29 protein-coding genes are annotated in these 26,391 nt (G+C 63.8%); 9 read left to right on the forward strand and 20 right to left on the reverse strand.

Annotated features, from left to right (window positions below; genetic code table 11):
• Positions 1-38: 38 nt before the first annotated feature.
• Complete coding sequence (locus tag AC3WOS_RS03330) at positions 39-416, forward strand: cupin domain-containing protein (protein ID WP_492714406.1); 378 nt, start codon at positions 39-41, stop codon at positions 414-416.
• A gap of 75 nt (positions 417-491) precedes the next feature.
• Here AC3WOS_RS03330 and ftrA read toward each other — a convergent pair whose 3' ends face one another.
• Positions 492-1,448, reverse strand: coding sequence for a transcriptional regulator FtrA (gene ftrA / locus AC3WOS_RS03335; RefSeq protein ID WP_492714407.1), 957 nt, complete (start codon positions 1,446-1,448; stop codon positions 492-494).
• Between the two features lie 96 nt (positions 1,449-1,544).
• Here ftrA and AC3WOS_RS03340 point away from each other — a divergent pair, with 96 nt between their 5' ends.
• Entirely contained in the window at positions 1,545-1,952 is a 408-nt protein-coding gene (locus AC3WOS_RS03340) for a rhodanese-like domain-containing protein (protein ID WP_492714408.1), read from the forward strand.
• Positions 1,953-1,958: 6 nt separating this feature from the next.
• Here the strand turns inward: AC3WOS_RS03340 and AC3WOS_RS03345 are convergent, their stop codons facing one another.
• Together AC3WOS_RS03345 and AC3WOS_RS03350 are read right to left on the reverse strand one after the other, a co-directional pair.
• A complete protein-coding gene (locus AC3WOS_RS03345; protein WP_492714409.1) occupies positions 1,959-3,134 on the reverse strand; it encodes an esterase/lipase family protein in 1,176 nt (391 codons plus the stop codon).
• A gap of 21 nt (positions 3,135-3,155) precedes the next feature.
• Positions 3,156-3,761 (reverse strand): glutathione peroxidase, encoded by a 606-nt coding sequence (locus AC3WOS_RS03350; RefSeq protein WP_492714411.1) that lies wholly within the window; start codon positions 3,759-3,761, stop codon positions 3,156-3,158.
• A 190-nt stretch (positions 3,762-3,951) separates the two neighbouring features.
• Between AC3WOS_RS03350 and AC3WOS_RS03355 the strand changes: the two genes are divergently transcribed.
• Together AC3WOS_RS03355 and AC3WOS_RS03360 are read left to right on the forward strand one after the other, a co-directional pair.
• Positions 3,952-5,172 (forward strand): extracellular catalytic domain type 2 short-chain-length polyhydroxyalkanoate depolymerase, encoded by a 1,221-nt coding sequence (locus AC3WOS_RS03355; protein WP_492714413.1) that lies wholly within the window; start codon positions 3,952-3,954, stop codon positions 5,170-5,172.
• Between the two features lie 33 nt (positions 5,173-5,205).
• A complete protein-coding gene (locus AC3WOS_RS03360; RefSeq protein ID WP_492714414.1) occupies positions 5,206-5,682 on the forward strand; it encodes a hypothetical protein in 477 nt (158 codons plus the stop codon).
• A gap of 99 nt (positions 5,683-5,781) precedes the next feature.
• Here the strand turns inward: AC3WOS_RS03360 and AC3WOS_RS03365 are convergent, their stop codons facing one another.
• The 3 genes from AC3WOS_RS03365 to AC3WOS_RS03375 all read right to left on the reverse strand — a co-directional run bounded on the left by AC3WOS_RS03365 (position 5,782) and on the right by AC3WOS_RS03375 (position 9,842).
• Entirely contained in the window at positions 5,782-6,624 is an 843-nt protein-coding gene (locus AC3WOS_RS03365) for a PPK2 family polyphosphate kinase (protein ID WP_492714415.1), read from the reverse strand.
• A gap of 90 nt (positions 6,625-6,714) precedes the next feature.
• On the reverse strand, positions 6,715-8,331 hold the full coding sequence (locus tag AC3WOS_RS03370) for an NAD(P)-binding protein (RefSeq protein ID WP_492714416.1): 1,617 nt from the start codon (positions 8,329-8,331) through the stop codon (positions 6,715-6,717).
• Complete coding sequence (locus AC3WOS_RS03375) at positions 8,331-9,842, reverse strand: polyamine aminopropyltransferase (RefSeq protein WP_492714417.1); 1,512 nt, start codon at positions 9,840-9,842, stop codon at positions 8,331-8,333. Before AC3WOS_RS03375 ends, AC3WOS_RS03370 begins: the two co-directional genes overlap by 1 nt.
• 65 nt (positions 9,843-9,907) lie before the next feature.
• Here AC3WOS_RS03375 and AC3WOS_RS03380 point away from each other — a divergent pair, with 65 nt between their 5' ends.
• Genes AC3WOS_RS03380 through speD form a run of 5 tightly spaced genes read left to right on the forward strand, consistent with a single transcriptional unit; the run spans position 9,908 to position 13,430 of the window.
• Positions 9,908-10,294 (forward strand): DUF350 domain-containing protein, encoded by a 387-nt coding sequence (locus AC3WOS_RS03380; RefSeq protein ID WP_492714418.1) that lies wholly within the window; start codon positions 9,908-9,910, stop codon positions 10,292-10,294.
• Between the two features lie 20 nt (positions 10,295-10,314).
• Positions 10,315-11,373, forward strand: a complete 1,059-nt coding sequence (locus tag AC3WOS_RS03385; protein ID WP_492714419.1) for an SPFH domain-containing protein — start codon at positions 10,315-10,317, stop codon at positions 11,371-11,373.
• Positions 11,374-11,392: 19 nt separating this feature from the next.
• Positions 11,393-12,862: a DUF4178 domain-containing protein gene (locus tag AC3WOS_RS03390; protein ID WP_492714420.1), complete on the forward strand. Its 1,470-nt coding sequence runs from the start codon at positions 11,393-11,395 to the stop codon at positions 12,860-12,862.
• A 13-nt stretch (positions 12,863-12,875) separates the two neighbouring features.
• Positions 12,876-13,046 carry a hypothetical protein gene (locus AC3WOS_RS03395; protein ID WP_492714421.1) on the forward strand — a complete coding sequence of 57 codons (171 nt, stop codon included), beginning with the start codon at positions 12,876-12,878 and terminating at the stop codon, positions 13,044-13,046.
• A gap of 12 nt (positions 13,047-13,058) precedes the next feature.
• Positions 13,059-13,430, forward strand: coding sequence for an adenosylmethionine decarboxylase (gene speD / locus AC3WOS_RS03400; protein ID WP_492714422.1), 372 nt, complete (start codon positions 13,059-13,061; stop codon positions 13,428-13,430).
• Between the two features lie 152 nt (positions 13,431-13,582).
• Here the strand turns inward: speD and AC3WOS_RS03405 are convergent, their stop codons facing one another.
• From AC3WOS_RS03405 to mnmG, 14 genes are all read right to left on the reverse strand, one after another.
• Positions 13,583-14,215 (reverse strand): glutathione S-transferase family protein, encoded by a 633-nt coding sequence (locus tag AC3WOS_RS03405; protein WP_492714423.1) that lies wholly within the window; start codon positions 14,213-14,215, stop codon positions 13,583-13,585.
• Positions 14,216-14,438: 223 nt separating this feature from the next.
• The gene (locus tag AC3WOS_RS03410) at positions 14,439-14,861 is read right to left on the reverse strand and encodes a F0F1 ATP synthase subunit epsilon (protein WP_492714424.1); all 423 of its coding nucleotides are present in this window, start codon (positions 14,859-14,861) and stop codon (positions 14,439-14,441) included.
• A gap of 73 nt (positions 14,862-14,934) precedes the next feature.
• Positions 14,935-16,335 (reverse strand): F0F1 ATP synthase subunit beta, encoded by a 1,401-nt coding sequence (gene atpD, locus AC3WOS_RS03415; protein WP_492714425.1) that lies wholly within the window; start codon positions 16,333-16,335, stop codon positions 14,935-14,937.
• Between the two features lie 30 nt (positions 16,336-16,365).
• Positions 16,366-17,241 (reverse strand): F0F1 ATP synthase subunit gamma, encoded by an 876-nt coding sequence (gene atpG, locus AC3WOS_RS03420; protein ID WP_492714426.1) that lies wholly within the window; start codon positions 17,239-17,241, stop codon positions 16,366-16,368.
• A gap of 60 nt (positions 17,242-17,301) precedes the next feature.
• The gene (gene atpA / locus AC3WOS_RS03425) at positions 17,302-18,843 is read right to left on the reverse strand and encodes a F0F1 ATP synthase subunit alpha (RefSeq protein ID WP_492714427.1); all 1,542 of its coding nucleotides are present in this window, start codon (positions 18,841-18,843) and stop codon (positions 17,302-17,304) included.
• Positions 18,844-18,910: 67 nt separating this feature from the next.
• Entirely contained in the window at positions 18,911-19,456 is a 546-nt protein-coding gene (locus AC3WOS_RS03430; protein ID WP_492714428.1) for a F0F1 ATP synthase subunit delta, read from the reverse strand.
• 2 nt (positions 19,457-19,458) lie between these two features.
• Positions 19,459-19,929 carry a F0F1 ATP synthase subunit B gene (locus AC3WOS_RS03435; protein ID WP_492714429.1) on the reverse strand — a complete coding sequence of 157 codons (471 nt, stop codon included), beginning with the start codon at positions 19,927-19,929 and terminating at the stop codon, positions 19,459-19,461.
• 43 nt (positions 19,930-19,972) lie between these two features.
• Positions 19,973-20,254 carry a F0F1 ATP synthase subunit C gene (atpE, locus tag AC3WOS_RS03440; RefSeq protein WP_492714430.1) on the reverse strand — a complete coding sequence of 94 codons (282 nt, stop codon included), beginning with the start codon at positions 20,252-20,254 and terminating at the stop codon, positions 19,973-19,975.
• A 60-nt stretch (positions 20,255-20,314) separates the two neighbouring features.
• Complete coding sequence (gene atpB / locus AC3WOS_RS03445; protein WP_492714431.1) at positions 20,315-21,121, reverse strand: F0F1 ATP synthase subunit A; 807 nt, start codon at positions 21,119-21,121, stop codon at positions 20,315-20,317.
• Between the two features lie 21 nt (positions 21,122-21,142).
• Complete coding sequence (locus AC3WOS_RS03450; RefSeq protein WP_492714432.1) at positions 21,143-21,511, reverse strand: ATP synthase subunit I; 369 nt, start codon at positions 21,509-21,511, stop codon at positions 21,143-21,145.
• 395 nt (positions 21,512-21,906) lie between these two features.
• On the reverse strand, positions 21,907-22,794 hold the full coding sequence (locus AC3WOS_RS03455) for a ParB/RepB/Spo0J family partition protein (protein WP_492714433.1): 888 nt from the start codon (positions 22,792-22,794) through the stop codon (positions 21,907-21,909).
• A 47-nt stretch (positions 22,795-22,841) separates the two neighbouring features.
• The gene (locus AC3WOS_RS03460) at positions 22,842-23,612 is read right to left on the reverse strand and encodes a ParA family protein (protein ID WP_492714434.1); all 771 of its coding nucleotides are present in this window, start codon (positions 23,610-23,612) and stop codon (positions 22,842-22,844) included.
• A gap of 146 nt (positions 23,613-23,758) precedes the next feature.
• Positions 23,759-24,406, reverse strand: a complete 648-nt coding sequence (gene rsmG, locus AC3WOS_RS03465) for a 16S rRNA (guanine(527)-N(7))-methyltransferase RsmG (RefSeq protein WP_492714435.1) — start codon at positions 24,404-24,406, stop codon at positions 23,759-23,761.
• Positions 24,406-26,334, reverse strand: coding sequence for a tRNA uridine-5-carboxymethylaminomethyl(34) synthesis enzyme MnmG (gene mnmG, locus AC3WOS_RS03470; RefSeq protein WP_492714436.1), 1,929 nt, complete (start codon positions 26,332-26,334; stop codon positions 24,406-24,408). Before mnmG ends, rsmG begins: the two co-directional genes overlap by 1 nt.
• Positions 26,335-26,391 lie beyond the last annotated feature (57 nt).

A 26,391-nucleotide genomic window follows, 5' to 3' on the forward strand; every position in this document is an offset into this window, starting at 1 on the left:
CGCCCGCATACTGGTTTTACTTTTTCAAGGAGACCATCATGCAAATCCTCACCAACCATACGCCCGCACCGACACCGATCCCGGGCATTGCACACGTCACGCTGGCAGGCAGCCATATGGGGCTGCGCAATCTCTCTGTGTGGAAGCAATCGATGTCTGCCGGCAAAGCGACGCCGCCTCACCGGCACGCATGCGAGGAAGTAGTGCTGTGCATCGCCGGTGTCGGTGAGCTGCATGCCGACGGACAGGTGGAGCGATTCACCGCCGGCCAGACCATCGTCATCCCGGCCGGCGTCGACCACCAGCTGCTTAGCATCGGGCCGGAGCCGCTGGAAACCATTGCCGCCTTCGCCATGACGCCAGTCTTGACCACTTCGCCGCAAGGCGAAGTACTGGATTTACCCTGGATCAGCTGATACGCGTCGGCGGGCGCCGGCCCCACGCCGTCGCCCGACGGACATACAGCTCAGTTCGTGTAGAAATGTTGGCACTCAAATGGTGTTGGCGAACTGGCGGCGATAGGCGCCCGGCGTAGTGGCGGCCAGCCGCCGGAAATGGTGGCGCAACGATTCCTCTGAACCGAAACCGGCCCGCTCGGCCACTTGCGCCAGCGGAATGTCGGCTACTTCCAGCAAGTCCTTGACGATCGCCACCCGCTCGCGGATCAGCCATTCGACCGGTCCGAGCCCTGTCGCCTGCTGGAACTGGCGCTGCAGCGTGCGCGGACTCATGGCCGCCCGCTCGGCCATGCTCTTGATCGTATGTTGCTGTTCGGGATGGCTGCGCAGCCAGTCCATCAGCCGCGTCAGGCGGCCCTGCTCGTCATGTGCCATCGGTCGCGGCAGGAACTGCGCCTGTCCGCCTTCGCGATGGGGCGCCACCACCAGCCGCTGCGCCACCATATTGCCCACCCGCGCGCCATAATCGCGCCGCACCACGTGCAGCAGCATATCCAGGCCGGCGGCGGAACCGGCCGCCGTGATGACCTGGCCATTGTCCACATACAGCTGGTCCGGCTCGACGGCGATGCGTGGATAGCGCTGGGCCAGCTTGTCGGCATAGCGCCAGTGGGTGGTGGCACGCTGGCCATCGAGCACGCCGGCGGCGGCCAGCACGAATACCCCGGAACAGATAGAGCACAGCCGCGCGCCGCGCTGGTGGGCGGCCCGTATCATCGCCAGCAGGGTTGCCGGCGGGGTCTCGTCGGCATCGCGCCAGCCGGGGATGACGATGGTGTCGGCCCGCTCCAGCAGCTCGGGCGCGTACGGCGCCTGCACGGTGATGCCGCCGGCGGCCCGGATCGGTCCCTGCTCCACGGCACACACGGCGAACGCATACCAGTCCACCTCCAGCTCCGGGCGCTCGAGGGCGAACAATTCGACCGTGCAGCCGAACTCGAAGGTGCAGAGCCGGTCATAGGCCAGGGCGACGACGAGATGTTTTTCCATGGCGTGATCTTACCGTATCTTGGCATTTACGCCACTGCCAGCCCTGCCGGGCGGCACCGATAATGGCATCACCGTCCACCAAACAAGGAGTCCCGCATGTCCTACGTGAGCGAAATCGCCGCCGCCCCTGCCGCCGCCGCCCTGGCCCATTTCGAGGCACAATTCAGCTTCGAGACCGATTGCTGGGACGTGCACCACGCCCTCGGCAGCGGCCAGCAAGACTTTGTGCTGCTCGACGTGCGCGGCACGGAAAAGTACGCGGCCGGCCACGTGCCCGGCGCGCTGGACCTGGCGCACGGCAAGATCATCGGCTCGAAACTGGCGCAGTATCCGGCCGACACGCTGTTCGTCGTCTATTGCGCCGGTCCCCACTGCAACGGCGCCGCGCGCGCGGCCGTGCGCCTGGCGCGGCTGGGCCGGCCCGTCAAGCTGATGACGGGCGGCATCACGGGCTGGCTCGATGAAGGCTTTGCCCTGCAACGGCCGGCATCGGCCGCCGCCTGAACGCGCTTACAGCCAGTCCAGCAGCAGCTGCGCCACTTCGGGCGAATTGAGCAGGTCCATGTGGTTGTTGCGGTAGACAATGGCTTGCCGTTCCGGCGCAAAGTCGAGCTGGCGCTTCTTGTGGGAATGCTGGCCCAGCGCGCTGGCCACGGGCACCAGGCCATCGCCAGCCAGGCGCCCGCCCTCTTCGGCGGACGGCTTGCTGATGGTGGCCGCCACCGCGTAGCACGCCACCTTGGCCGGCAAGGGCACCGTCTGCGGCAGGGCGCTGCCGTGTTCGAAGCGGTCCTTGCCGTTCCAGTCCTCGTCCAGCAGGCTGCCGTGGCGCAAGTCCGTGATGCCGGCGCTGCGGATCTTGCCCAGCCGCGAGAACGGCGCCGTGTAGCTGCTCATGCCCGTGATCACGTGGAACCAGTTGCCGCCCCGCTCCAGCGGCGCGCCATGGTGGGGCGAACCGAGGCAGACCAGCTTGCTCAGCCGCTTGATCCATTTCTGTCCGTCCGCGGCGCCGTAGTGATAGGCGCTGCGCGCCACCAGCCCGCCCATGCTGTGGCCGACAATGACCAGTTCCTTGACAGCCACAGGCCACTGGGCCAGCAAGCTTTCCAGCTGGGCGGCGAATGCCTGCCCGTTTTCGGAAATATGGCGGCCGCTGTTGTAGCGCAGGTAGACGGGCGTATAGCCGCGCTCGCGCTGCAAGGCTTCGCCATGGTCGTAGCCGGCGCGGCGCCATTGCAGGTCGTTCATGCACAAGCCATGCACCAGCACCAGCACGCGGCCCGTGACGGCGCCCGCCTGCGCCACGAAGGGCGCGCCGTCGCGCCGGAATTGCATCGGTATCTGCAAGGGATTGTCGGTCTCGGCCAGGTAATCGCCCAGCACACCGTTGACGGCCGCCAGCAGCGGTTCGCGCCCGGCCCAGCCGCTGCCCTCGCCCAGCAGGGGCTGCAGGCGGCTCAGCACGCCATCCATGCCGCCACCCACCAGCCGCGTCACGCCGCGCACGCCGCTGTAGACGAGCGAGGTGGCGCGGGCCAGCGGCCTGGCCACCAGGCCCGGCGCCTGCCCGATCAGCTTCAAATGCACTTCCTCGGCCAGGTCGGCCACGCCGGTGACGGCGCTGACGGTCAGGCGGGACAAGCCGAGCAGATCGGCCGCGTGGGAGACTTTGTTGGACATCATCGTGCGGCCCCTGTTCATGGTTTAGTTCGCAAGCGCTTGTTCGACCGCCGACACCAGTTGCTTGTCGGTCGGCGTGACCTTGCTGGGATAGCTGTCGACCACCTTGCCGTTGCGGTCGATCAGGTATTTGTGGAAGTTCCAGGCCGGCGCCTTGCCGGTGATTTTAATCAGGTTGACGTACAGCGGATTGGGATGGTCGCCATGCACGACGGACTTGGCGAACATGGGGAACTTGACGCCGTAGGTGTTGTAGCAGAAATCGGCGATCTCCTTGCTGTTGCCCGGTTCCTGCTTGCCGAAGTCGTTCGACGGGAAGCCCAGCACCACCAGGCCCTTGGGGCCGTACTTGGCGTACATGGCCTCCAGTCCTTCGTACTGGTTGGTGTAGCCGCAGTAGCTGGCCGTATTGACCACCAGCACCACCTTGCCCGCGTACTGGCACAGGTCCTGCGGCGTGTCGTCCTGCAGGCGGTTGAAGGTCTGCTTGAGGATGGCGGGGCAGCTGCCGGCGGCGGCCGGTGGCGTGGCGGCGGCTGGCGCGGTGGCGGCGGCATGGGCCGGCAGGGCACCCAGCAACGCGCCGGCCAGCGCGGAAATCAGGTTCAGTTTGACGATCGTGTTGGACATGGGGCAAACGCTCGGAGTGAATTGAAAATCCATTCTATGTCAAACGGCCGCCGGCCGTGCATTTCCGCTCCCGCAGGCCGCGGGCCGCGCGCAATAGTCGGCACGGTTGAGCGAGATTAAACCCGCGCCCCGGTCATCGCCCACAATGGCAGTTCCTACTACCTTTCCAGTCGCCCTTCCGGAGTTTTCCATGCCGCTACGCTTATTCTTGCTCGCATCTTTCTGGCTGGCGCTGCTGCCGGCCCGCGCCCAGGTCGTTCCCCTGCCCGCCATGCAGACGGCCGGCGTCAGCGTCTCGGGCCTGTCGTCCGGCGGCTACATGGCCGTGCAGTTCGACGTGGCCTACTCCGCCAGCCTGATGGGTGCCGGCGTGGTGGCAGGCGGGCCGTACTACTGCGCCCAGGGCAGCGTGGCCACGGCCACCACCGTCTGCAGCTGCACGGGCACGCCATATTCATGCCGCGTGGCGCCGGGCGGCACGGGCGTGGCCAGCCTGGTCAAACTGACCGACCAGAACGCCGCCAACGGCACCGTCGATCCCACGGCCGGGCTGGCCAGCCACCGCATCTGGCTGCTGTCGGGCACGGCCGACTCCGTCGTGCCCCAGGCCGTGATGAACGACCTGCAAACCTATTACCGGCACTACATCGGCGCGGCCAACATCTTCTACAAGCAGGACTTGCCGGCCCAGCACGCCATGCCCACGGACAGCTACGGCAACAATTGCGACAAGCTCGGTTCGCCCTACATCAACAACTGCGGCTACGATGCGGCCGGCGAATTGCTCAAGTGGATCTACGGCAGCCTGAACAACCGCGCCAGCGGCAGCCCGGCCGGCCGCTTCGTCGAGTTCGACCAGACCGAATTCCTGCCCGACCCCAAGTCGCACGGCATGGCCACCAGCGGCTACCTGTACCTGCCGCCCGGCTGCGACAACAACGGCGGCCAGGGCTGCCGGCTGCACGTCGTGTTCCACGGCTGCCTGCAAGACGCCGGCACCATCGGCGACACCTATCTGCGCCACGCCGGCTACAACGCCTGGGCCGACAGCAATCGCATCGTCCTGCTGTACCCGCAGGCGGCGCCCATCTATCCCTTGACCAACCCCAATGGCTGCTGGGATTGGTTCAACTACGACGATGCCCGCTACGCGCAAAAGACGGGCCGCCAGATGGCCGCAGTCAAGCAGATGGTGGACCGGCTGACGGGCGGCACCACGCCGCCGCCACCGCCGGCCCAGTGCTACACGGCCAGCAACCGCGACCACGTGCAGGCCGGCCGCGCGCACGACAGCCTGTTCCGCGCGCTGGCCAACGGTTCCAACCAGAACATGGGCTGGGACAACATCTTCATCCATACCACGCTCAAGCGCACGGGGCCCAATTTCTACGTGGTCGGCAGCTGTCCCTGATACCGGCCCGTTCATCCCACCACAGGAGGTCATATGTATCCGATGCAATGGTTTTGGGCGCCCCAGCTGCATTTTCCCTGGAGCGGCGGCGTGGCCCAGCAGATCGAGCTGGACCGCTTCTTCGACGCCATCCCGCCCGAGGCGGGGGACGGCAAGATCGAGCGCAAGGCCTTCGACGTGGCCTCCTACGGCCGCCAGCTGGGGTGGATTTCGGAAGTGCTGCTGGACCTGGCCAAGACCGCCCCGCCCTCTTCCAGCCAGGCCCGCGAGGCGCTGCAGAACCTGGTGGAAGCCAATGAGCAAATCCAGCACATCAAGCGCGCCCAGGATGCGGACCGGCACGTGATGACGGCCCAGTACATCGAAGACGCCATCGTCAAGCTGCGCACGCGCGACGGCGAACAATTCCGCCAGCTCAGCGAACGGCTGCTGCCGCTGCTGCAAACGCCGCCCGTGTTGCAGACGCCGGCCGTGCTGCAGACGCCGCCCCTGCTGGAAGGCGGCGCCTGACGGCAAACCCTTGCCACGCCGGCGCCGGGGCAGCCGCCGCCCGCGCCGGCTCTCCCCTCCTTGCTGCGCGGCCGCAGCGTTGGAGAGTGGGACGGCAGGCTAGTCGACCGTGATGGCCGTCAACGCCGGATCGGGCGCGGGAAAGGTCAGCTTCATGGCCGTCAGCGTTTCGAGCAGGAGGGTGGCGATCACCAGGTTGCGGTGGGTCTTGGAATTGGCCGGCACCACGTACCACGGCGCATGTTCGGCGTCCGTGGCGCGGATGGCCTGCTCATAGGCGCGCTGGTAGTCGTCCCATTTTTCGCGCTGGGCCAGGTCGGTGGGGTTGAACTTCCATTGCTTGTTGGGGTCGTCCAGCCGCTCCTGCAGGCGTTGCCGCTGCTCGTCGCGCGAAATGTGCAGGAACACCTTGATGATGACGGTGCCGTTCTCGGCCAGCATGCGCTCGAAGTCGCGGATCTGGGCATAGCGCCGCCGGCATTCGCGCGCATCGATCCAGCCTTGCACGCGCGTGATCAGCACGTCCTCGTAGTGGCTGCGGTTGAAGATGGCGATTTCGCCCTTGACGGGCACCTGCTGGTGTACCCGCCACAGGTAGTCGTGCGCCAGTTCGATGTCGGTCGGCTGGCGGAAGGCCACGGCCCGTATGCCCATGGGATTGATCATGCTGAACATGGTGCGTACCGTGCCATCCTTGCCGGACGTATCCATGCCCTGCAGCACCAGCAAGACCTTCTGCTTGCGCTGGGCAAACAGCATCGTCTGCAATTCCGACACGCGCGCGATCAGGGCCGCCGTGTGGCGCTGGTCCTGCGCCTTGGCCTTGGCCTTGCTCAGCCTGGGATTGGCCGCGCGGCTCGACAGCGCGCTGTCGTCCGCGTCCTCCTCGCGCAGTTTGAGCTTGGCGGTGGCGCGAAAGCGCTGGCGGGCGGATGCTGGCATGGTGGCGGACTCCTGTCGTTGCGGCGCGCCGGCCGGCGCAGCCTCGTCAGGCTAGCGTAACAGATCAGTACGCCACCTGTCTCCCCCTCCTCAAACAGGACGGGCCGCCAGCCGGGCGGCGCGGTCGCCCCACCACGCCGCTTCCTCGAACACGGAAAAACCGGACAGGTCGGCATGGGCGAACAGGATGGGGCCGTCCGCCGCGCGCAGCGCCTGCAAGCCGGCGTTGCTGCGAAAGCCGGGCAGCGGCGCCGCCATCGCATGGCCGCGCAGCGTGATGTCGACCCGTTCCACGCACCGGGCGAAGCCGGCGCCGTAGGCCGTCTTCAGATCGACGCTGGCCAGCGCCAGCAGTTCTTCCGGGCTGGCCGTGTCCAGCCAGCGGCGCGCCTGCTGCGGCGTGCGGTCCGACAGGGCCGTGTAGGCGCTGAACACGGTCTGCTCCGGCGGCCGCACGCGGATATCCTGGTGGGTGGAGACGACAAAACCGAGCCCCGGTTCCTGGTACACCACGTTATCCCACGACAGGGGCTGGGCCGGCCGTTCGTCGGGAAAGCGCTTGAGCAGGAAGTTGGCAATCATCCACGGCGCGTATTGCGGCATATGGTGCGCCGGGTCGAAGCCGTAAGCGGCCATGTCCTCCACCACGCGCGCGGCCACCATCAACGGCATGGCGCAGATGGCTTTGCGCGCCCGCACCAGATAGCTGTGCGGCTGGCCACCTTCCAACCGGAAGCACAGCGCCTCCACGCCGTGCGCCGTGCGCTTGATGGAGACGGCCGTGCCGGCCACGCGGCGGATGGCGGCCGCCTCGCCCATGGCCCTGGCCAGCGGCTGCAGCCCGCCCGGCCACGTCAGCCAGGCGCCGTTGCCGGCGTTGGCGGCCTGGCCCCAGCGGCTGCAGTAGTAATGCAGGCCGGCCCAGGCCGAGACCTTGTCGTAACGGGTGCCGTAATCGTCCCGGCAGCAGTAGTTCAGATACCAGTGCAGCGTGGGCGAGCGGTAGCCGTTCTGTTCCAGCCACTGCCTGAGCGTGATGCGGTCGAGCGCCTGCCACGCCGCATCCTCCGACGACAGCACGGTGGGGAACACGAAGATGCGCCGCCCGTCGCTGCCGCGCAGCTGGCGCAGGCGCTGCACTTCGGCGAAAAAGCGCGCGTGTTCGTCCAGCTCCCAACGCGGCACGCCGTCGGTGGGAATGAAACCGTCCTGCCAGCGGCCCTGGTACAGCAAGCGTTCCTCCGGCGCGTGCAGGATGTAACGCTCGTCGTAATACGGCTTTTCCGCCATCGCATCGCGCTCGATGATGCCCAGGTCGGCCAGCAGTTCGCGCACATGCACCGATTCCGGCGACGGCAGCGGCAGGTAGTGTCCGCCGGTGGGGAACTCCAGCTCGCCGAAGGCGCCGCCGGCCGCGTTGCCGTAGGGCTGGGGACCGTCCACCATCAGCGCCTCCTGCCCGCCCAGCTTGCGCAGGCGCCAGGCCGCCATCAGGCCGCCGATGCCGGAACCGAAGATGGCGATGTCCGTCTCCACCACCTCCGACGGCGGCGGCAGCGCGCGCCGGTCGCGCAGGAAGTGGCCCTCGTCGCGGCCCGGATAATGGACGGCGGGCGTGATCTCCTGCCAGCGCTGGAAGCCGGCCACGCTGCCGGCTGCGGCCAGCCCGCTGGCGGCGGCCCACAGCAGGAAGGAGCGGCGCTCCATCAACGGATCACCCGCCGCCAGTCCTGCTCGAACTCGCGCACCAGCGACTGCGTGTTGAGGCGGTTCGGCTCCATCGGCAGGCGCTGCATATCGGGCGGGAAGATGAACATTTCGCGCGTGGTGTCCGCGTTCAGGTAGCGCATTGGCAGCCGGTACGACGCCGGCGGCTTGAAGTCGAGCTGCGGCGAGGCGAGGATGAAGCCCCACTCGCCGAACGAAGGCACGTAGGCGTGATACGGCCAGGTGCGCAGGCCCACTTGGCGCAGCGTCGCGTCCACCGTCCAGTAGGCGTGCGGCGCGAAGAACGGCGACGTCGATTGCACCACCATCAAGCCGTTGGCTGCCAGGTGGCGCTTGAGCATGCCGTAGAACGGCACCGAATACAGCTTGCCCAGCGCGAAGCTGGACGGGTCGGGGAAGTCGACGATGGCCGCGTCGAACAGTTCCTGGTTGTGCTGCAACCAGATGGCCGCGTCGGCATTGATCACGCGCACCCGCTTGTCCCTGAACGAACCGTGATTGAGCTTGACCAGTTCCTCGCGCGTGGTGAAGGCGCCCGTCATGGCCGGGTCCAGGTCCACCAGCGTGACCTGTTCGATGTTCGGGTAGCGCAGGATCTCGCGCAGCGCCAGGCCGTCGCCGCCGCCCAGCACCAGCACCCGGCGCGCCCACGGCAGCGACTGCAGGGCCGGATGCACCAGCGCCTCGTGGTAGCGGTACTCGTCGCGCGAAGAAAACTGCAGGTTGCCGTTGATGTACAGCCGCAGGTCGTCCTGCCAGCGCGTGATGACCAGCCGCTGGTAAGGCGTGGTGGTGGAATAGACGATTTCGTCGCCGAACAGGCCATGTTCGCCCCAGTACGTCATGCGGTCGGCCAGCGCGAAGCCGAACACCAGCACGCACATCACGCCGCTGGCGCGCAGCAGCCGGCCGCCCACGTTGGCCAGCTCGCGGCGGAAGGTGACGATGGTCCACAGCGCCACGCCCACGTTCAGCATCCCGAACAAAAAGCCCGTGCGCACCAGGCCCAGGTAGGGCGCCAGCACCAGCGGGAACAGCAGCGACACCGCCAGCGCGCCCAGGTAGTCGAAGGTCAGCACGCGGCTCACCAGCTCATTGAATTCCGTCTGACGCGCGTTCAGGGCCCGCATCACCAGCGGCACTTCCATGCCCACCAGCGCGCCGACCAGGAACACCAGCACGTAGAGCAGGGTGCGGAACGGCGCCGCCATCCAGGAAAAGGTGAGGAACAGGGCCGCGGCCGACACGCCGCCGATCAGGCCCACGGCCAGTTCGATGTCGACAAAGCGGGCCAGCACGTCGTCGTCGCGCACAAACTTGGAAAAATGCGCGCCGACACCCATGGCGAACAGATAACAGCCGATAATGGTGGAGAATTGCAGGATCGAGTCGCCCAGCAGGTAACTCGACAGCGCCCCGGCGATCAACTCATAGGCCAGGCCGCAGGAAGCGACCACAAAAACGGAAAGTATCAGAATTTTTTTGGTCATTTATGCGCTTTTGCACTAAGATGGTTTTGCGTTATCAAGTTAACCACTTTAACCGAGAGTACGCCGTGTACGCCATCCTAAACTATCTGATCCACATGGTACTGGCCGCCGTGCTGCTGGCAGCGTTCTTCGCGGCCTACACCCGCATGACGCCGTACAACGAAGTACTGCTGATCCGCCAGGGCAACCATGCGGCCGCCCTGTCGCTGGGCGGCGCGCTGCTGGGCTTTTCGGCCACCATCGGTTCGGCCCTGCTGCACACGGCGGACTACCGCGAATTTTTCGCCTGGGCCTTCGGCGCCATGGTGGTGCAGATGCTGGCGTATGCCGTCACCACCCGCCTGCTGCGCATGTCCAAGGACCACATAGAATCGAACAACTGCGCCTTTGGCGGCTTGCTGGGCGCAATTTCGCTGTCGATCGGCGTGATCAACGGCGCGTGCATTTCCTAATTTTTGCGAAGGACACCATCATGGGCATCGGCAGCTTTATCAAGAAGCAGTTTATCGACGTACTGCAGTGGAACGAGGACACGGACGGCGTGCTGTCCTGGCGCTACCCCATGCAGGATTTCGAGATCCAGAACGGCGGCGTGCTGATCGTGCGCGAATCGCAGATGGCGGTGTTCGTCAACGAAGGCCAGGTGGCCGACGTGTTCGGGCCCGGCACCTTCAAGCTCACCACGCAAACCCTGCCGCTGCTGACCAACCTGAAAAACTGGGACAAGCTGTTCGCCTCCCCGTTCAAGTCGGACGTGTACTTCTTCAGCACCCGGGTGCAGACGGGCCGCAAGTGGGGCACGCCGCAGCCCATCACCATCCGCGACAAGGACTTCGACATGATACGGGTGCGCGCCTTCGGCATGTACTCGTACCGGGTGGCCGATCCGCGCCTGTTCTTCAAGGAGATCAGCGGCACGCGCGACGTCTACACGCGCGACGAGGTGGAAGACCAGCTGCGCGGCATCCTGATGGCGACCATGGCCAGCTCGCTGGGCGGCGCCAACGTACCCTTCCTCGACATGGCGGCCAACCAGGCGCTGATGGCGCAACAGGTCAAGGGCGACCTGGCCACGGCCTTCGGCCGCTACGGCATCGGCCTCGATGAATTCAACGTGGCCTCGGTCAGCCTGCCGGAAGAACTGCAGGCGGCGCTGGACGAACGCATCTCGGCCGGCATGAAGGGCGGCATGAGCGCCGACAAGATGGCCGGCTTCACCAAATACCAGGTAGCCAGCGCCATTCCGCTGGCGGCCCAGAACGAAGGCGGCATGGCCGGCATCGGCGCCGGCCTGGGCGCGGGGCTGACGGTGGGCCAGACCATAGGCCAGGCGCTGGGCGCCTCGCTGGCGCCGCAGGCCGCACCGGCTGCGCCAGCCGCAGCGCCGGCAGCGGCCGCCGCGCCGGCCGTGGCCGAGGACAGCATCGAAGCGCGGCTGGAAAAGCTCAAGGGCCTGCTCGACAAGGGCCTGATCTCGGCCGCCGATTACGATGGCACCAAGGCGGAACTGCTCAAGAAACTGATAGGCTGACACCAGGCCGGACCACTACATGCAAATCGTTTCCTGTCCCAGCTGCGGGGCGGAGGTCAAGTTCCGCTCGCACGCTTCCGTCATGGCCGTGTGCGAGTACTGCAGCACCAGCGTGCTGAAGGACGCCGACGCCGTCAAGGACCTGGGCAAGATGTCGTCCGTGCTGGAGGACTACTCGCCGATCCAGATCGGCACGGCCGGCGTGCTGGGCGGACGCGCCTTCACCGCGGTGGGCCGCATCCAGCTGCGCTACGACGCCGGCCTGTGGAACGAGTGGTATCTGTTGTTCGACGACGGCGCCACGGCCTGGCTGGGCGATTCATCCGGCATGTACACCGTGACCACGGAACGTCAGGTGGAGGGCGCCCTGCCCGCTTTTGAACAGCTGGCGCCGGGCCGCAACCTGCCCATCGGCGGCGAATACTACACGGCGGCCGAAATCCGTACCGCCGACTGCATCGGCGGCCAGGGCGAGCTGCCGTTCAAGGTAGGCCAGGGCTGGCAAGCCAGGGTGGCCGACTTCCGGCGCGGCAGCGCCTTCCTCACGCTCGATTATTCCGACGGTCCCCGTCCCGCGGTCTACACGGGCCTGGCCGTCACGCTCGAGAGCCTGCAATGCCAGCTGCTGCGCGACGACGACCAGATCCAGCGCAGCGCCGGGCGCTACCGGGGCCGGCTCGATGCGCTCGACTGCCCATCCTGCGGCAGCCCCATCAAATACCTGCCCGGCATGACGGCCCACCTGGTCTGCCCCGCCTGCCAGGCGCAGGTGGACGCGGCCAGCCCGAAAGCGCAGGTGCTGGCGGCCGGCGAACGGGTGGCCGCCGTCGCCACCACGCTGGAACTGGGCGCCCAGGCCAAGCTCAACAACCAGGAATACACGGCCATCGGCGTCATGCGCCGTGCCGACGACGAAAACAACCAGTGGACGGAATACCTGCTGTACGCGCCGCGGGCCGGCTTTTCCTGGCTGGTGGAAACGGATGAAGGCTGGTGGCGCGCCAACGTCATGCCGGAGTGGCCCCAGTTCGGCGGCCCCAAGGGGCAGGAAGTGATTGTGGATAAGTCCGCATTCAGCAAGCTGTACGAATACGGCGCGCGGGTCACCTTCGCGGCCGGCGCCTTCAACTGGCGGGTACAGGTGGGCGACCAGTGCCACGTGGCCGAGTTTGCCAGCGGCCAGGTGCGGCTGGCGGTCGAGACGACGGACGCGGAAATGACGTGGTCCCGCTCCTCGCCCGTGCCGGTGGACCAGCTGAAAGCGTGGTTCGGGCCCCAGTTCCACGGTCGCGCGCCGGCGGCCGGGGCACCGTTCCAGCACCAGGGCTACCGGAGCGTGGCCAGGAAGTTCATCATGGTCATGCTGGCCATCAACGCCGTGCCCATGCTCGCCAATTTTTCCCGCACCTGGGCCTTGAGCGCGCTGGGCGCGCTGGCGCTGTACCTGCCAGCCGTGTTCCTCGACTCCAACGACGACAGCAAGAAATGATGAGTAATCCCGCATGAGCAAATACGTCATCTACGCCCTGGTCGTCACCATGTTCACCTCGTGTTCGACGTGGATGCGCGGCTTTAGCGGCAGCAACTACGGCAGCGGCAGCAGCTGGAGTTCCCGCACCGGCGGCGGCGGCGGCAGTTTCGGCGGCGGCTCCGGTGGCGGCGGACACAAATAATTGGACAGCATTGTGAACCAGCAAGCGCCACATCAAGCGGCCGGCACCCATCTGCTGGCGGACCTGGGCGGCATCGCCGCGGACAAGCTCAGCGATTGCGACCGCATCGAACGGTTGCTGCGGGGCGCGGCCCAGGCCGCCGGCGCCCGCGTGTTGCACAGCCACTTCCACGGCTTTGGCGTGGGACTGGGCGTGACGGGCGTGGTGCTGCTGGCCGAATCGCACATCTCCATCCACACCTGGCCGGAAGCCGGTTTTGCCGCCGCCGACATCTTCATGTGCGGCAGCGCCCAGCCGGAGTTAGCGCTCGCTATCATTGCGGAGGCGTTACAGCCTCAATCACGCGTCGTGCATACGGTACGGCGGGCGGCGCCGGGCAGCTGATGCCGGTGGCGCTGCCTGGGCCGGGCGACTGAGCCAGTCACCGGCGCCGTGCCGGACGGCCGCTGCCAACGCCGGCGTCCCGGGTCGACGGCCCAGGCAGTCCCTTCGCCTCGTCGCCCGCCTCGCCGATGGGCCGATGGCCCGGCAACTGCTCAAGTGGACAGGTTCTGTGCCGCCACCAGTTCCGCATCCTGGGCGTTGGCGGCAATCGATGCGGGCCGGGCCTGGACGCGCTCGATATAGGCGGCGATGGCTGGCACCTTGGGCACCAGGCCGAAGGCCGTGGTCCAGTTCAGGGCTGTGCCCCACAGCACGTCCGCCGCACTGAACTTCTCGCCCAGCAGATAGGGCCCTTTTTCCAGCTGGTCGGTGATGGTCTTGAGCATGGTGTCCCAGTCGCCCCAGGGGCACATGGACGGCGCGGCGGGAGTATGTTTCATGGCCCGGTCGCACAGGGCCGGCTCGAAGCAGGAGCCATAGAACACCATCCAGCGCAGATAGGGGCCGCGCAGCGGATCGCCGATGGCCGGCGCCAGCCCCGCTTCCGGATACAGGTCGACCAGGTACAGGTAGACGGCCACCTGTTCCGTCACCAGCGCCCCGTCGTGCAGCACGGCGGGCACCTTGCCCATGGGATTGACGGCCAGGTAGGACGGCTGGCGCTGCTCGCCGGCCTTCAGGTTCAGCACATGCAATTCATAGTCGGCCTGCAGTTCATGCACCAGCACCAGCGCGCCCGTCGAACGCGACTGCGGGGCATGGAACAGGGTGAAATGGCGTGTCATGGCAGTCTCCGGAACAGGTTGAGATCGAACCGTTACAATATCAGCAAGTTTGCCGCGCGTCGTGCAAAATTCGATGCGTGCGGTGCTACTTAAAATGGGGAGAAAAAAATGGGGACGTACCCCATTTCGGAAAAATGGGGTACGTCCCCATTTTTTTCCTGCGGCGCGCGGACGAAAAAAAAGGCAGCCGGGGCTGCCTTTCTTGCTTGCTGCGGAACTGCGCTTAGTGCTTCGCGCGCAGCTTGGCGATGGCGGCCAGCTGGCCGATCGCGCTCGCCAGCTCGGCTTGCGCCTTGGCGTAGTCGATGGCGCCGGTGTTGTTCGCCAGCGCTTCTTCCGCCAGCTTCTTGGCGGCCGTCGCTTTTGCTTCGTCCAGATCGTGACCACGGATCGCGGTGTCGGCCAGCACCGTCACGGCGTTCGGCTGCACTTCCAGCAGGCCGCCAGCGACGAAGACAAATTCTTCCTCAGCTTGACCTGGTACCTGGATGCGAACCGCGCCCGGACGGATGCGGGTGATCAGCGGCGTGTGCTTGGGATAGATACCCAGCTCGCCCTGCTCGCCCGGCAACGCGACGAATTCGGCTTCGCCGGAGAAGATCAGCTCTTCGGCGGAAACCACGTCAACGTGAATAGTATTTGCCATGTGTGTCCTGTCGGGTTGAAGCGGTTCCGCCAGCCGGCGGCGCCCCGCCCCCCCCCCGCGCCAGACTCAATGATTAGTTGAGTTTCTTGGCTTTTTCGATTGCTTCTTCGATCGTGCCAACCATGTAGAACGCTTGTTCTGGCAGGTGATCGAGTTCGCCGGAAGCGATCATCTTGAAGCCCTTGATCGTGTCTTTCAGCGAAACGTATTTACCAGGCGCGCCGGTAAACACTTCAGCAACGTGGAACGGCTGCGACAGGAAACGCTGCATCTTACGGGCGCGGGCCACCAGCAGCTTGTCTTCCGGTGCCAGTTCGTCCATACCCAGAATCGCGATAATGTCACGCAGTTCCTTGTAACGCTGCAGCGTGCCTTGCACGGCGCGGGCGGTGTCGTAGTGGTCCTGGCCCACCACCAGCGGGTCCAGCTGGCGCGAGGTCGAGTCCAGTGGGTCCACGGCAGGGTAGATACCGAGCGAGGCGATGTCACGCGACAGCACGACGGTCGAATCCAGGTGACCGAAGGTGGTCGCTGGCGACGGGTCGGTCAAGTCATCCGCTGGCACGTACACGGCCTGGATCGAGGTGATCGAACCGGTCTTGGTCGAGGTGATGCGCTCTTGCAGACGGCCCATCTCTTCCGCCAGGGTAGGCTGGTAACCCACGGCCGACGGCATACGGCCCAGCAGTGCCGACACTTCGGTACCGGCCAGCGTGAAGCGGTAGATGTTGTCGACGAAGAACAGCACGTCCTTGCCTTCGTCACGGAACGATTCCGCGATCGTCAGGCCGGTCAGCGCCACGCGCAGACGGTTGCCTGGTGGTTCGTTCATCTGGCCGTAGACCATCGCCACTTTCGAGTTGGCGGGGTTTTCCAGGTCCACCACTTTGGCGTCAGCCATTTCGTGGTAGAAGTCGTTACCTTCACGGGTACGCTCACCGACACCGGCGAACACGGACAGACCCGAGTGCGCTTTAGCGATGTTGTTGATCAGTTCCATCATGTTCACGGTCTTGCCCACACCTGCACCGCCGAACAGACCGACCTTACCACCCTTGGCGAACGGGCAGACCAGGTCAATCACCTTGATGCCGGTTTCCAGCAGGTCCTGCGATGGCGACAGTTCGTCGTAGGCAGGAGGCGTGCGGTGGATCGAGGCCAGCTGGTCGTGTGCGACCGGGCCGCATTCGTCGATCGGGTTGCCCAGCACGTCCATGATGCGACCCAGGGTCGCTTTACCCACGGGCACCATGATCGGCTTGCCGGTGTTCTGGATGCTCATGCCGCGACGCAGACCGTCGGACGAACCCAGAGCAATGGTACGGACCACGCCGTCGCCCAGCTGTTGTTGTACTTCCAGGGTCAGCTCGGAGCCTTCCATTTTCAAGGCATCGAATACCTTGGGCATCGCGTTGCGTGGAAACTCAACGTCCACCACAGCGCCGATACACTGAACGATTTTGCCATCAGCCATGTTCGTTCCTTCAAATATAGTTAAATTCGTTTAAACCGCAGCCGCACCGGCAACGATTTCGGAGAGTTCTTTGGTAATCGCAGCTTGGCGCGTCTTGTTGTAGATCAGCTTCAGTTCGCCGATCACATTGCCTGCGTTGTCGCTGGCCGACTTCATCGCCACCATACGCGCCGATTGCTCGGACGCCAGGTTTTCCGCCACTGCCTGGTACACCAGCGCTTCCACATAGCGCTCCAGCAGTTCATCGATCACGGTCGCAGCATCGGGCTCGTAAATGTAATCCCACGAATGGTTACCTTTGTCGCCTTGCTTCTTACCGGCTGGCAGGGGCAGCAGCTGCTCCACCATCGGTTCCTGCTTCATCGTGTTAATGAACTTGGTGTAGCACAGGTAGACTGCGTCGAGCTGGCCGTTCTGGAACTGCTCGAGCATGACCTTGACCGGTCCGATCAGCTTGTCCAGGTGCGGCGTGTCGCCGATCTGGGTAGCCTGGGCCACCACAGGAACGCCTACGCGATTCAAAAACCCCAAACCCTTGTTACCGATAGCTACCGCTGCAATCTTGTTGCCAGCCGTTTCCAGCTCGCGCGTCTTCGACGTCACCAGGCGCAGCACGTTGGTGTTCAGACCACCGCACAGACCCTTGTCGGTCGTGACGATGATGAAGCCCACTGCCTTTGCTGCCACGCTCTGCTCTTCAGCGAGGAACGGGTGCGTGTATTCCGGATTGGCGGTTGCCAGATTGGCGGCGATATTCCGAATCTTGTCACTGTAGGGACGGGCGGCGCGCATGCGATCCTGCGCCTTGCGCATTTTCGATGCGGCGACCATTTCCATCGCCTTGGTGATCTTTTTCGTATTCTCTACGCTCTTGATCTTGCCACGTATCTCTTTGCCTACTGCCATGAGTCCTTACTCCTTCTGCGCTGGGGGCGGCCCGCTGCCGTAACAGGGGCCGCCGTATGCTTAAAATGCGCCGGATTTCTTGAAATCAGCAATGGCGGCCGACAACGCAGCTTCGCCGTCCTTGTCCAGTTGCTTGGTTTCTTCGATCTTGGCCAGCAGCGCAGCTTGCTTGGTCTTCAGGTACGAATGCAGACCGGCTTCGAATGGCAGTACTTTCTTGACGGCGACGTCGTCCAGGTAGCCCTTGTTCACGGCGAACAGCGAGGCAGCCATCAGCGAGATCGACAGCGGCGAGTACTGGGCCTGCTTCAGCAGTTCCGTCACGCGGGCACCGCGGTCCAGCTGCTTGCGGGTCGATTCGTCCAGGTCGGAAGCGAACTGCGCGAACGCAGCCAGTTCACGGTACTGGGCCAGGTCGGTACGGATACCGCCGGACAGGTTTTTGATGACCTTGGTCTGGGCGGCGCCACCGACGCGCGACACGGAAATACCGGCGTTAATTGCAGGACGGATACCGGAGTTGAACAGCGACGTTTCCAGGAAGATCTGGCCGTCGGTGATCGAAATCACGTTGGTCGGCACGAAGGCGGACACGTCGCCAGCCTGGGTTTCGATGATCGGCAGCGCCGTCAGCGAACCGGTCTTGCCCTTGACGGCGCCGCCGGTGAAGGCTTCGACGTAGTCGGCGTTGACGCGTGCTGCGCGTTCCAGCAGACGGCTGTGCAGGTAGAACACGTCGCCTGGATACGCTTCGCGGCCTGGTGGGCGGCGCAGCAGCAGCGAGATCTGACGGTAGGCCACCGCTTGCTTGGACAGGTCATCGTACACGATCAGGGCGTCTTCGCCGCGGTCGCGGAAGTATTCGCCCATGGTGCAGCCGGAGTAGGCCGAGATGTACTGCATCGCTGCCGATTCGGCGGCCGAAGCGGCCACGACGATGGTGTACTCCATGGCGCCGTGCTGTTCCAGCGAACGCACGATGTTCTTGATGGTCGATGCCTTCTGGCCGATGGCGACGTAGATACACGTCATGCCCTGGCCCTTCTGGTTGATGATGGCGTCGACGGCCACGGCCGACTTACCGGTCTGGCGGTCGCCAATGATCAGCTCGCGCTGGCCACGGCCGATCGGCACCATGGCGTCGATCGATTTCAGGCCGGTCTGCATCGGCTGCGACACGGATTCGCGGGCGATCACGCCGGGGGCGATTTTCTCGATTGGCGAGGTCAGCTTGGCGTCGATGGCGCCTTTGCCGTCGATCGGCTGGCCCAGCGCGTTGACCACACGGCCGCGCAGTTCAGGACCGACTGGCACTTCCAGGATGCGGCCGGTGCACTTGACCGTGTCGCCTTCGGAGATGTGCTCGTAAGCACCCAGGATCACGGCGCCGACGGAGTCACGCTCCAGGTTCATCGCCAGACCAAAGGTGTTGCCAGGGAATTCCAGCATCTCGCCTTGCATCACGTCCGACAGGCCGTGGATGCGGCAGATACCGTCGGCGACGGAAATAACCGTGCCTTGGTTACGCACTTCAGCGCCGCCGTCAAGACCTTGGATCCGGCTCTTGATCAACTCGCTGATTTCAGATGGGTTGAGTTGCATACTAACTCCTAAAAGTGTTTCTCTCAGCTTGCGCGAGGGGAAGAATCTGTTCTAAGCAGGCGGTCCCTTAGGCCACCAGCGCAGCACGCATTTGCTGCAGCTTGGCGCGGACCGAAGTGTCGAGCACTTCATCGCCCACCACCACGCGCACGCCACCGATCAGCGATGGATCGACCGTGACGGCCGGATTGAGCTTGCGGCTGAATTTCTTTTCCAGCGTCGCGACCAGCTCGGCCACTTGCGCCGCGCTCAGTTCGAAGGCGCTGGAGATGGCTGCATCCGCCGCACCTTCCACGCTGTTTTTCAACAGCTGGAATTGCGCGCCGATTTCCGGCAGCAGATTGATGCGGCCATTTTCGACCAGCATAGCCAGGAAGTTCTTGGCTTCCGTATTCAGCGGCGACTTCACCAGGGCGGTGACAGCGGCGATCACATCGCCATCCGACACTTTCGGATTGCGGGCGAACGCTTGTACCTCGGGGTGGGTACCAATCTGGGCCAGTTCGGACACCAGATCGGACCACGCCGCGAGGCTGAACGATTCCTTACCTGCTTGGGCTACGCGGAACAGAGCTTCCGCGTAGGGACGGGCGACGGTTGCGTTTTCTGCCATGATTACAGCTCGACAGCCAGGCGCGACAGCAGTTCGGCGTGGGCCGCTGCGGAAACTTCGCGCTTCAGGATTTGCTCGGCGCCCTTGACAGCCAGGTCAGCCACCTGAGCGCGCAGTGCTTCGCGAGCCTTGGCCACTTGCTGATCGGCGTCTGCCTTGGCTTGCGCAATGATGCGGTCCGCTTCGGCTTGTGCATTAGCTTTGATTTCTTCGCCAACCAGTTGCGCACGCTTTTCGGCGTCGGCAACGCGCTGCGAAGCTTCTTCGCGTGCACCGGCCAGTGCTTCGGCCGCACGCTTCTCAGCGACAACCATGGCAGCTTGACCCTGGTCGGCCGCAGCCAGACCGTCAGCGATACGCTTGGCACGCTCATCCAACGCCGTGTTCAGCGCTGGAAATACGAACTTCATCGAGACCCAGACCAACACCGCGAAGGTGAGCATCTGGCCGATGAGCGACATATTGATGTCCATACCTTTGCTCCTAACTAAAAGTTTCTCCTAGGGTTGGAGCAGATTACTTACCAGCAGCGGCGATGATGGCGGTCAGGAAGGGGTTGTTGAACGTGTACAGCAGAGCAACACCGACGCCGATCATCGAGATCGCATCCAGCAGACCAGCGATAACGAACAGCTTGGTTTGCAGTTGTGGCATCAGTTCAGGCTGACGTGCCGACGCTTCCAGGAACTTGCCGCCCAGAATAGCGAAACCCAGCGCGGTGCCGATGGCGCCCAGGCCGATGATGATGGCTGCTGCCAGAACGGTCATGCCTTGTACTTGTGCGATCAGAGCTTGCATTTATTTCTCCTAAGATTTTAAAAAAGACTACAGATACCAAAAAATGAAAAACGATGTTGCTTAGTGCTTCTCAACCGCGAGGCTCAGGTACACGACAGTCAACGCCATAAACACAAACGCTTGCAGGGTCACCACCAGGATGTGGAAGATAACCCATGGACCACCGAGCAGCCACTGCGCCCACCATGGCAGCAGAGCAATCAGAATAAAGATCAGTTCGCCAGCATACATGTTGCCGAACAGTCGCAGCGACAGCGACAGTGGTTTTGCCAGCAGCTCGATCATCTGGAAGATGAAGTTAACCGGCGCCAGCACGATGGCCATGAAGCCATGGGCGTGGAACGGCGCCGTCAACAGTTCCTTGAACCAGCCGCTCAGGCTCTTGGCCTTGATCGAGAAACCAATAATGCACAGCATGACGCCGAACGACATGCCGAAGGTGTGGTTGACGTCGGCGGTCGGCACCACGCGCAGCTTGTGCACGCCCACGTAGCTGAACAGCTTGGGCAGCAGGTCGACCGGCAGGAAGTCCATGGCGTTGAGCAGCCAGACCCAGACGAAAATGGTGATGGCCAGGGGAGCGATGACCTTGCTCTTGGCGTGGAAGGCGGAATTGACGACGTCGTTCACCAGTTCCATCACGGCTTCGACGAAGTTTTGCAGCTTGCCCGGCACGCCGGCCGTGGCCTTGCGCGAAGCCATGTAGAACACGCCCAGGAAAACCAGGCCCAGAAACGCCGAAATCCAGAACGTGTCCAGATTGAAGGCATTACCCGGATCGCGCAGATGGCTCAGGTGGTGTTGGATGTACTCGGTGGCATTTGCCGGCGCCCCGTGGGCCGCCTCAACAGCGTGTTCTGTGGTCATATAAGTATTAGATTTTGGTGATTAAACTGCGAGCAATGAGAACCAGTAAGCCAAGGTTGCCACCGCGAAACCCAAGATCAGCCATAACCAAGAGGCCGACTGAAACAGCGCTAGTGCCAAAACGAACAGCACTACCGTGATAAAAATCTTTACCACTTCGGCGCGGATATGCGTCCGAAATGCTCGGTTGGCGTCATTTGAGCCGCCCGCGACGATCATCGCGTACATCAGACTCCCGATGACTGCGATTCCTCCGCCGTAAGCGGCCGACCAACCTTTCAACGCGTTGCCCATGGTTCCCACGAGCAATGCAAATCCAGTGGCGATAACCAACTGGAGCGCGACAACTCGGTACACGGGCCGGGAAATACTTTGTGTTGTATCACTCACGTGCCGGTTTCCTAGAGATGCCGATATACCAAAGACACGGGATTATAAGTGTCTTTACGTATCAACGTCAAACATTGCTGCACCGCAGCAGAGCGTTTGCGGCTTGAAAGACACGGTTTTAGTACCATATACCTAGTCTTTGCACCTTTTTGGGGCGCCGGATACGAGCCAGTATTTTATGGGGTTTTGCTTATGTGAACCTGACAGTGGAACCTGTTTGCAACAATTTCCGGTATCTGTCGCCGCGCCGGTGGGATTTACCCAACAGTAACAGTCGGCCTGCGCCGGGCGGTTGTCATGTTATCCGCAAGGAAAGAGCTTGCGTGAGGAAAATTTTCAAAACGGTCAAAAAATATGGCGCCACGCGGGCGCCTTATTTTTGTGATAACAAGCGGTCAGGCGCGCAGCCGGGCCAGCACACCATCCAGGATGTCGAGGTCGGCGAAGTCGATGATCATCTGGCCACGGCCCTTGGCCCCCATCTTGAACACCACCGGGGTGGCCAGGGCGTCGGACAGTTCCTCTTCCAGGCGCAGGATGTCGCCCGACTTTTCCTTCTGGGCTTTTTCGGCCGGATGGGCCTTCTGCTCTTCCAGCGTCTTGTTGACCAGCTTTTCCGTTTCCCGCACGGACAGGCGCTTGGCCACCACCAGGTTGGCCAGCGTGATCTGGGTGGCCGCGTCCACGGCCAGCAGCGCGCGGGCATGGCCCATGTCGATGTCGCCGGCCATCAGCATGGTCTGCACGGGCGCGGCCAGGTTCATCAGGCGCAGCAGGTTGCTGACAGCGCTGCGCGAACGGCCAACGGCCGTGGCCGCCTGTTCATGGGTGAAGCTGAAGTCCGTGATCAGGCGGTGGATGCCTTGCGCCTCTTCCAGCGGATTCAAGTCTTCGCGCTGGATGTTTTCGATCAGGGCCATGGCGGCGGCCGCCTGGTCGTCCACATCGCGCACCAGGACGGGGAGCTGTTCCAGGCCGGCGATTTGTGCGGCGCGGAAGCGGCGTTCGCCGGCAATGATTTCATACCGGGTCAGGCCGGTGACCATGTCCTTGCCCACCGGACGCACCAGTATCGGCTGCATGATGCCCTGGGTCTTGATGGAGGCGGCCAGTTCCTGCAGGCCGCCTTCGTCCATGCGGGTACGGGGCTGGTACTTACCCGCTTGCATTTGTGACACGGGCAGTTCGGACGGCGTGCCGAGCGCCGGGTTGTTCAGGTCGCCGTCGCCGCCGAGCAGCGCGTCGAGGCCGCGACCGAGGCCTTTGAGTTTTTTGGTTGCCATGCTGTCCTAATGTTCTCTCTGTCGTAGGGATGCCGTTGCCGGCATGCTTACATTTTCTTGATGCGTTCGACCATCTCGGCGCCGAAGGCGATGTACGCCTGCGCACCCTTGGACGACGGATCGAAAGTCACGCCCGGCAAGCCGTACGATGGCGCTTCGGCCAGCCGCACGTTGCGCGGGATGATGGTGTTGAACACCTTGTCGCCGAAGTGCTGCTCGAGCTGGGCCGACACTTGCTGCGACAGCGTCATGCGCGGATCGAACATCACCCGCAGCAGGCCGATGATCTTCAAGTCCTGGTTCAGGTTGGCGTGCACCTTCTTGATGGTGTTGACCAGGTCCGACAAGCCTTCCAGCGCGTAGTACTCGCACTGCATGGGGATGATCACGCCGTGCGCGGCGCACAAACCGTTCAGCGTCAGCATCGACAGCGCGGGCGGGCAGTCGATCAGGATGAATTCATAGTCCTTGTCCACCAGCGCCAGCGCATCCTTCAGGCGGCGCTCGCGGTTTTCCAGTTCGACCATTTCCACTTCGGCGCCGGCCAGTTCGCGGTTGGACGGCAACACGTCGAAGCGCCCCGCTTCCGAGCGCTGGCGCGCCGTAGCGACATCGGACTCGCCCAGCATCACCTCGTAGGTGGAGGCTGCCAGTCCGGCCTTGTTGATGCCGGCGCCCATGGTGGCATTGCCTTGTGGGTCCAGGTCCACCAGCAGCACGCGCTGGTCCAGCTTGGCCAGTCCGGCCGCCAGGTTAACGCTGGTGGTTGTCTTGCCCACGCCGCCCTTTTGATTCGCTACGCAAAAAATTTTCGCCATGTATATTCTTATCAGGAGTTGCCGTATCTGCGCGGTCGCCTTCATGGGGCTGCCGACGATACGATTAATATTATTTATACTATTACTACGGTATAAACGATTTATACTGTTTATACTGAATAAACCATTTATATCGTATAAATCGTTTATTCAGTTTTGGCGATGAACACCAGATGGCGCTCCGCGCCCAGCCCCGGCACCTCCAAAGGCTGTAATTTGCTCACTTTCCATGGCTCCGGAAGCCGCTCCCGCTCCTCTGCCGGGGCCACCCCTTTCAAGGCGATGAATTGCCCGCCCTCCTCCAGCAAGTGCCCGGACCAGTTGACGAAGTCGGACAGGTCGGCAAAGGCGCGCGAGGTGATGACGTCGAAAGGCTGCTTCACCTGCAGCTGCTCCACCCGCATCGTGTACACGCTCACGTTGGCCAGGCCCAGCTCCGCCTTCACCTGGTTGAGGAAGGCCGTCTTCTTGTGCACGGTGTCGATCAGCGACACTTTCATGTCCGGCCGCGCGATGGCCAGCACCAGGCCGGGCAACCCGCCGCCCGCGCCCACGTCCAGCACGTTGCGCGCGCCCGCGAAGGCCGGCACGGCGGCCAGCGAATCGAGCAGGTGCAGCGTCACCATCTGCATCGGGTCGCGCACCGACGTCAGGTTGTAGACGCTGTTCCATTTGTTGAGCAGCGCCAGGTAGTCCAGCAGCTGTTCCACTTGCTGCGCGTTCAGGTCCAGGTGCAAGGCCTTGATGCCGTCGTTCAGTACCTGCGACAGCGCGTTACGGTCAAACACCTTCATTAAGCAACCTCATCTTTAAGCGTGACGAAACCGCCGAAACCGGCCTTCTTCAAATGCACCAGCAGCAGCGAAATGGCGGCCGGCGTCACGCCGGAAATGCGCGATGCCTGGCCCAGGGTTTCCGGCCGCTGGGCGTGCAGCTTCTGCCGCACTTCCACCGACAGGGCCGTGATCTCCAGGTAGTTGAACGCTTCCGGCAGCTTGAGGTTTTCGTAGTGTTCGTGGCGTTCCACTTCCTTGCTCTGGCGGTCGATATAGCCCGAATACTTGAGCTGGATTTCCACCTGCTCGCGCACGGCTTCGTCCGTCACGCCGGGACCGGCCAGCTCGCGGCCGTCGATGCCGGACAGGCTCATCAGTTTGTCGTACGCGACGCCGGGACGGCGCAGCAGGTCGGCCAGCGAATACTCGCGCTCGATGGCCTGGCCGATCACGCGCTCCGATTCCGCCGCCGCCAGGATGCGCGGGTTGACCCACGTGGAACGCAGCCGTTCCAGTTCCAGCGCCACCGCTTCGCGCTTGCGGTCGAACGCTGCCCACTGGGCATCGCCCACGCAACCGAGCTTGCGGCCGATTTCCGTCAGGCGCATGTCGGCATTGTCTTCGCGCAGGCTCAGGCGATACTCGGCGCGGCTGGTGAACATGCGGTACGGTTCCTGCACGCCTTGCGTGACGAGGTCGTCGACCAGCACGCCCAGGTAGGCTTCGGAACGGCCCGGCGTCCACGACTCGCGACCCGACGTTTGCAGGGCCGCGTTGATGCCGGCCAGCATGCCTTGCGCCGCCGCTTCCTCGTAACCGGTGGTGCCGTTGATCTGGCCGGCGAAGTACAGGCCTGCCACGGCCTTCGTTTCCAGCGACGCCTTCAGGCCGCGCGGGTCGAAGTAATCGTATTCGATGGCATAGCCGGGACGCAGGATGAAGGCGTTTTCCATGCCCTTCATCGAGCGCACCAGGTTCAACTGCACGTCGAACGGCAGGCTGGTGGAGATGCCGTTGGGGTAGAACTCGTTGGTGGTCAAGCCTTCCGGCTCCAGGAAAATCTGGTGCGATTCCTTGGCCGAGAAGCGGTGGATCTTGTCCTCGATGGACGGGCAGTAGCGGGGGCCCACGCCCTCGATCACGCCCGTGTACATGGGGCTGCGGTCCAGGCCGGCGCGGATGATGTCGTGCGTCTGGCTGTTGGTGTGCGTGACCCAGCACGGCATCTGGCGCGGGTGCATGGCCGCGTTGCCCATCACGGAAAACACGGGCACGGGATCCAGGTCACCCGGCTGTTCCGTCATGACGGAAAAGTCGATGCTGCGGCCGTCGATGCGGGGCGGCGTGCCCGTTTTCAGGCGGCCTTGCGGCAGCTTCAATTCCTTCAAGCGGGCCGACAGGGAAATGGCGGGCGGATCGCCGGCACGGCCGGCCGAGTAGTTCTGCAGGCCCACGTGGATCTTACCATCCAGGAAAGTGCCGGCCGTCAGCACCACGGCGCGCGAGCGGAACTTGAGGCCGATCTGGGTGACGGCGCCGACCACGCGGTCGCCCTCCACCATCAGGTCGTCCACGGCCTGCTGGAACAGCCACAGGTTGGGCTGGTTCTCCAGCCGCGAACGGATGGCCTGCTTGTACAGCATGCGGTCGGCCTGGGCGCGGGTGGCGCGCACGGCAGGGCCCTTGGAGGAATTGAGGATGCGGAACTGGATGCCCGCTTCGTCGGTGGCGATAGCCATCGCGCCGCCCATGGCGTCGACTTCTTTGACCAGGTGGCCTTTGCCGATGCCGCCGATGGACGGGTTGCACGACATCTGGCCCAGTGTCTCTATGTTGTGCGTCAACAGCAGAGTCTTCTGCCCCATGCGGGCGGAAGCAAGGGCCGCCTCGGTGCCGGCGTGACCGCCACCGACAACGATGACGTCGAATTCAGTAGGAAATAACATGATGGAATTGGTAAATGCGAAGGGATTGAGGTCAGATTATAGAGTCTTTTTCCAGCT

The organism is Rugamonas sp. FW305-51 (assembly GCF_058786935.1).

Bases quoted from the DNA above. Each gene is read 5' to 3' on its own strand.
- AC3WOS_RS03330 (WP_492714406.1), top strand. From the start codon at position 39: ATGCAAATCCTCACCAACCATACGCCCGCACCGACACCGATCCCGGGC.
- ftrA (WP_492714407.1), bottom strand. From the start codon at position 1,448: ATGGAAAAACATCTCGTCGTCGCCCTGGCCTATGACCGGCTCTGCACC.
- AC3WOS_RS03340 (WP_492714408.1), top strand. From the start codon at position 1,545: ATGTCCTACGTGAGCGAAATCGCCGCCGCCCCTGCCGCCGCCGCCCTG.
- AC3WOS_RS03345 (WP_492714409.1), bottom strand. From the start codon at position 3,134: ATGATGTCCAACAAAGTCTCCCACGCGGCCGATCTGCTCGGCTTGTCC.
- AC3WOS_RS03350 (WP_492714411.1), bottom strand. From the start codon at position 3,761: ATGTCCAACACGATCGTCAAACTGAACCTGATTTCCGCGCTGGCCGGC.
- AC3WOS_RS03355 (WP_492714413.1), top strand. From the start codon at position 3,952: ATGCCGCTACGCTTATTCTTGCTCGCATCTTTCTGGCTGGCGCTGCTG.
- AC3WOS_RS03360 (WP_492714414.1), top strand. From the start codon at position 5,206: ATGTATCCGATGCAATGGTTTTGGGCGCCCCAGCTGCATTTTCCCTGG.
- AC3WOS_RS03365 (WP_492714415.1), bottom strand. From the start codon at position 6,624: ATGCCAGCATCCGCCCGCCAGCGCTTTCGCGCCACCGCCAAGCTCAAA.
- AC3WOS_RS03370 (WP_492714416.1), bottom strand. From the start codon at position 8,331: ATGGAGCGCCGCTCCTTCCTGCTGTGGGCCGCCGCCAGCGGGCTGGCC.
- AC3WOS_RS03375 (WP_492714417.1), bottom strand. From the start codon at position 9,842: ATGACCAAAAAAATTCTGATACTTTCCGTTTTTGTGGTCGCTTCCTGC.
- AC3WOS_RS03385 (WP_492714419.1), top strand. From the start codon at position 10,315: ATGGGCATCGGCAGCTTTATCAAGAAGCAGTTTATCGACGTACTGCAG.
- AC3WOS_RS03390 (WP_492714420.1), top strand. From the start codon at position 11,393: ATGCAAATCGTTTCCTGTCCCAGCTGCGGGGCGGAGGTCAAGTTCCGC.
- AC3WOS_RS03395 (WP_492714421.1), top strand. From the start codon at position 12,876: ATGAGCAAATACGTCATCTACGCCCTGGTCGTCACCATGTTCACCTCG.
- AC3WOS_RS03405 (WP_492714423.1), bottom strand. From the start codon at position 14,215: ATGACACGCCATTTCACCCTGTTCCATGCCCCGCAGTCGCGTTCGACG.
- AC3WOS_RS03410 (WP_492714424.1), bottom strand. From the start codon at position 14,861: ATGGCAAATACTATTCACGTTGACGTGGTTTCCGCCGAAGAGCTGATC.
- atpD (WP_492714425.1), bottom strand. From the start codon at position 16,335: ATGGCTGATGGCAAAATCGTTCAGTGTATCGGCGCTGTGGTGGACGTT.
- atpG (WP_492714426.1), bottom strand. From the start codon at position 17,241: ATGGCAGTAGGCAAAGAGATACGTGGCAAGATCAAGAGCGTAGAGAAT.
- atpA (WP_492714427.1), bottom strand. From the start codon at position 18,843: ATGCAACTCAACCCATCTGAAATCAGCGAGTTGATCAAGAGCCGGATC.
- AC3WOS_RS03430 (WP_492714428.1), bottom strand. From the start codon at position 19,456: ATGGCAGAAAACGCAACCGTCGCCCGTCCCTACGCGGAAGCTCTGTTC.
- AC3WOS_RS03435 (WP_492714429.1), bottom strand. From the start codon at position 19,929: ATGGACATCAATATGTCGCTCATCGGCCAGATGCTCACCTTCGCGGTG.
- atpE (WP_492714430.1), bottom strand. From the start codon at position 20,254: ATGCAAGCTCTGATCGCACAAGTACAAGGCATGACCGTTCTGGCAGCA.
- atpB (WP_492714431.1), bottom strand. From the start codon at position 21,121: ATGACCACAGAACACGCTGTTGAGGCGGCCCACGGGGCGCCGGCAAAT.
- AC3WOS_RS03455 (WP_492714433.1), bottom strand. From the start codon at position 22,794: ATGGCAACCAAAAAACTCAAAGGCCTCGGTCGCGGCCTCGACGCGCTG.
- AC3WOS_RS03460 (WP_492714434.1), bottom strand. From the start codon at position 23,612: ATGGCGAAAATTTTTTGCGTAGCGAATCAAAAGGGCGGCGTGGGCAAG.
- rsmG (WP_492714435.1), bottom strand. From the start codon at position 24,406: ATGAAGGTGTTTGACCGTAACGCGCTGTCGCAGGTACTGAACGACGGC.
- mnmG (WP_492714436.1), bottom strand. From the start codon at position 26,334: ATGTTATTTCCTACTGAATTCGACGTCATCGTTGTCGGTGGCGGTCAC.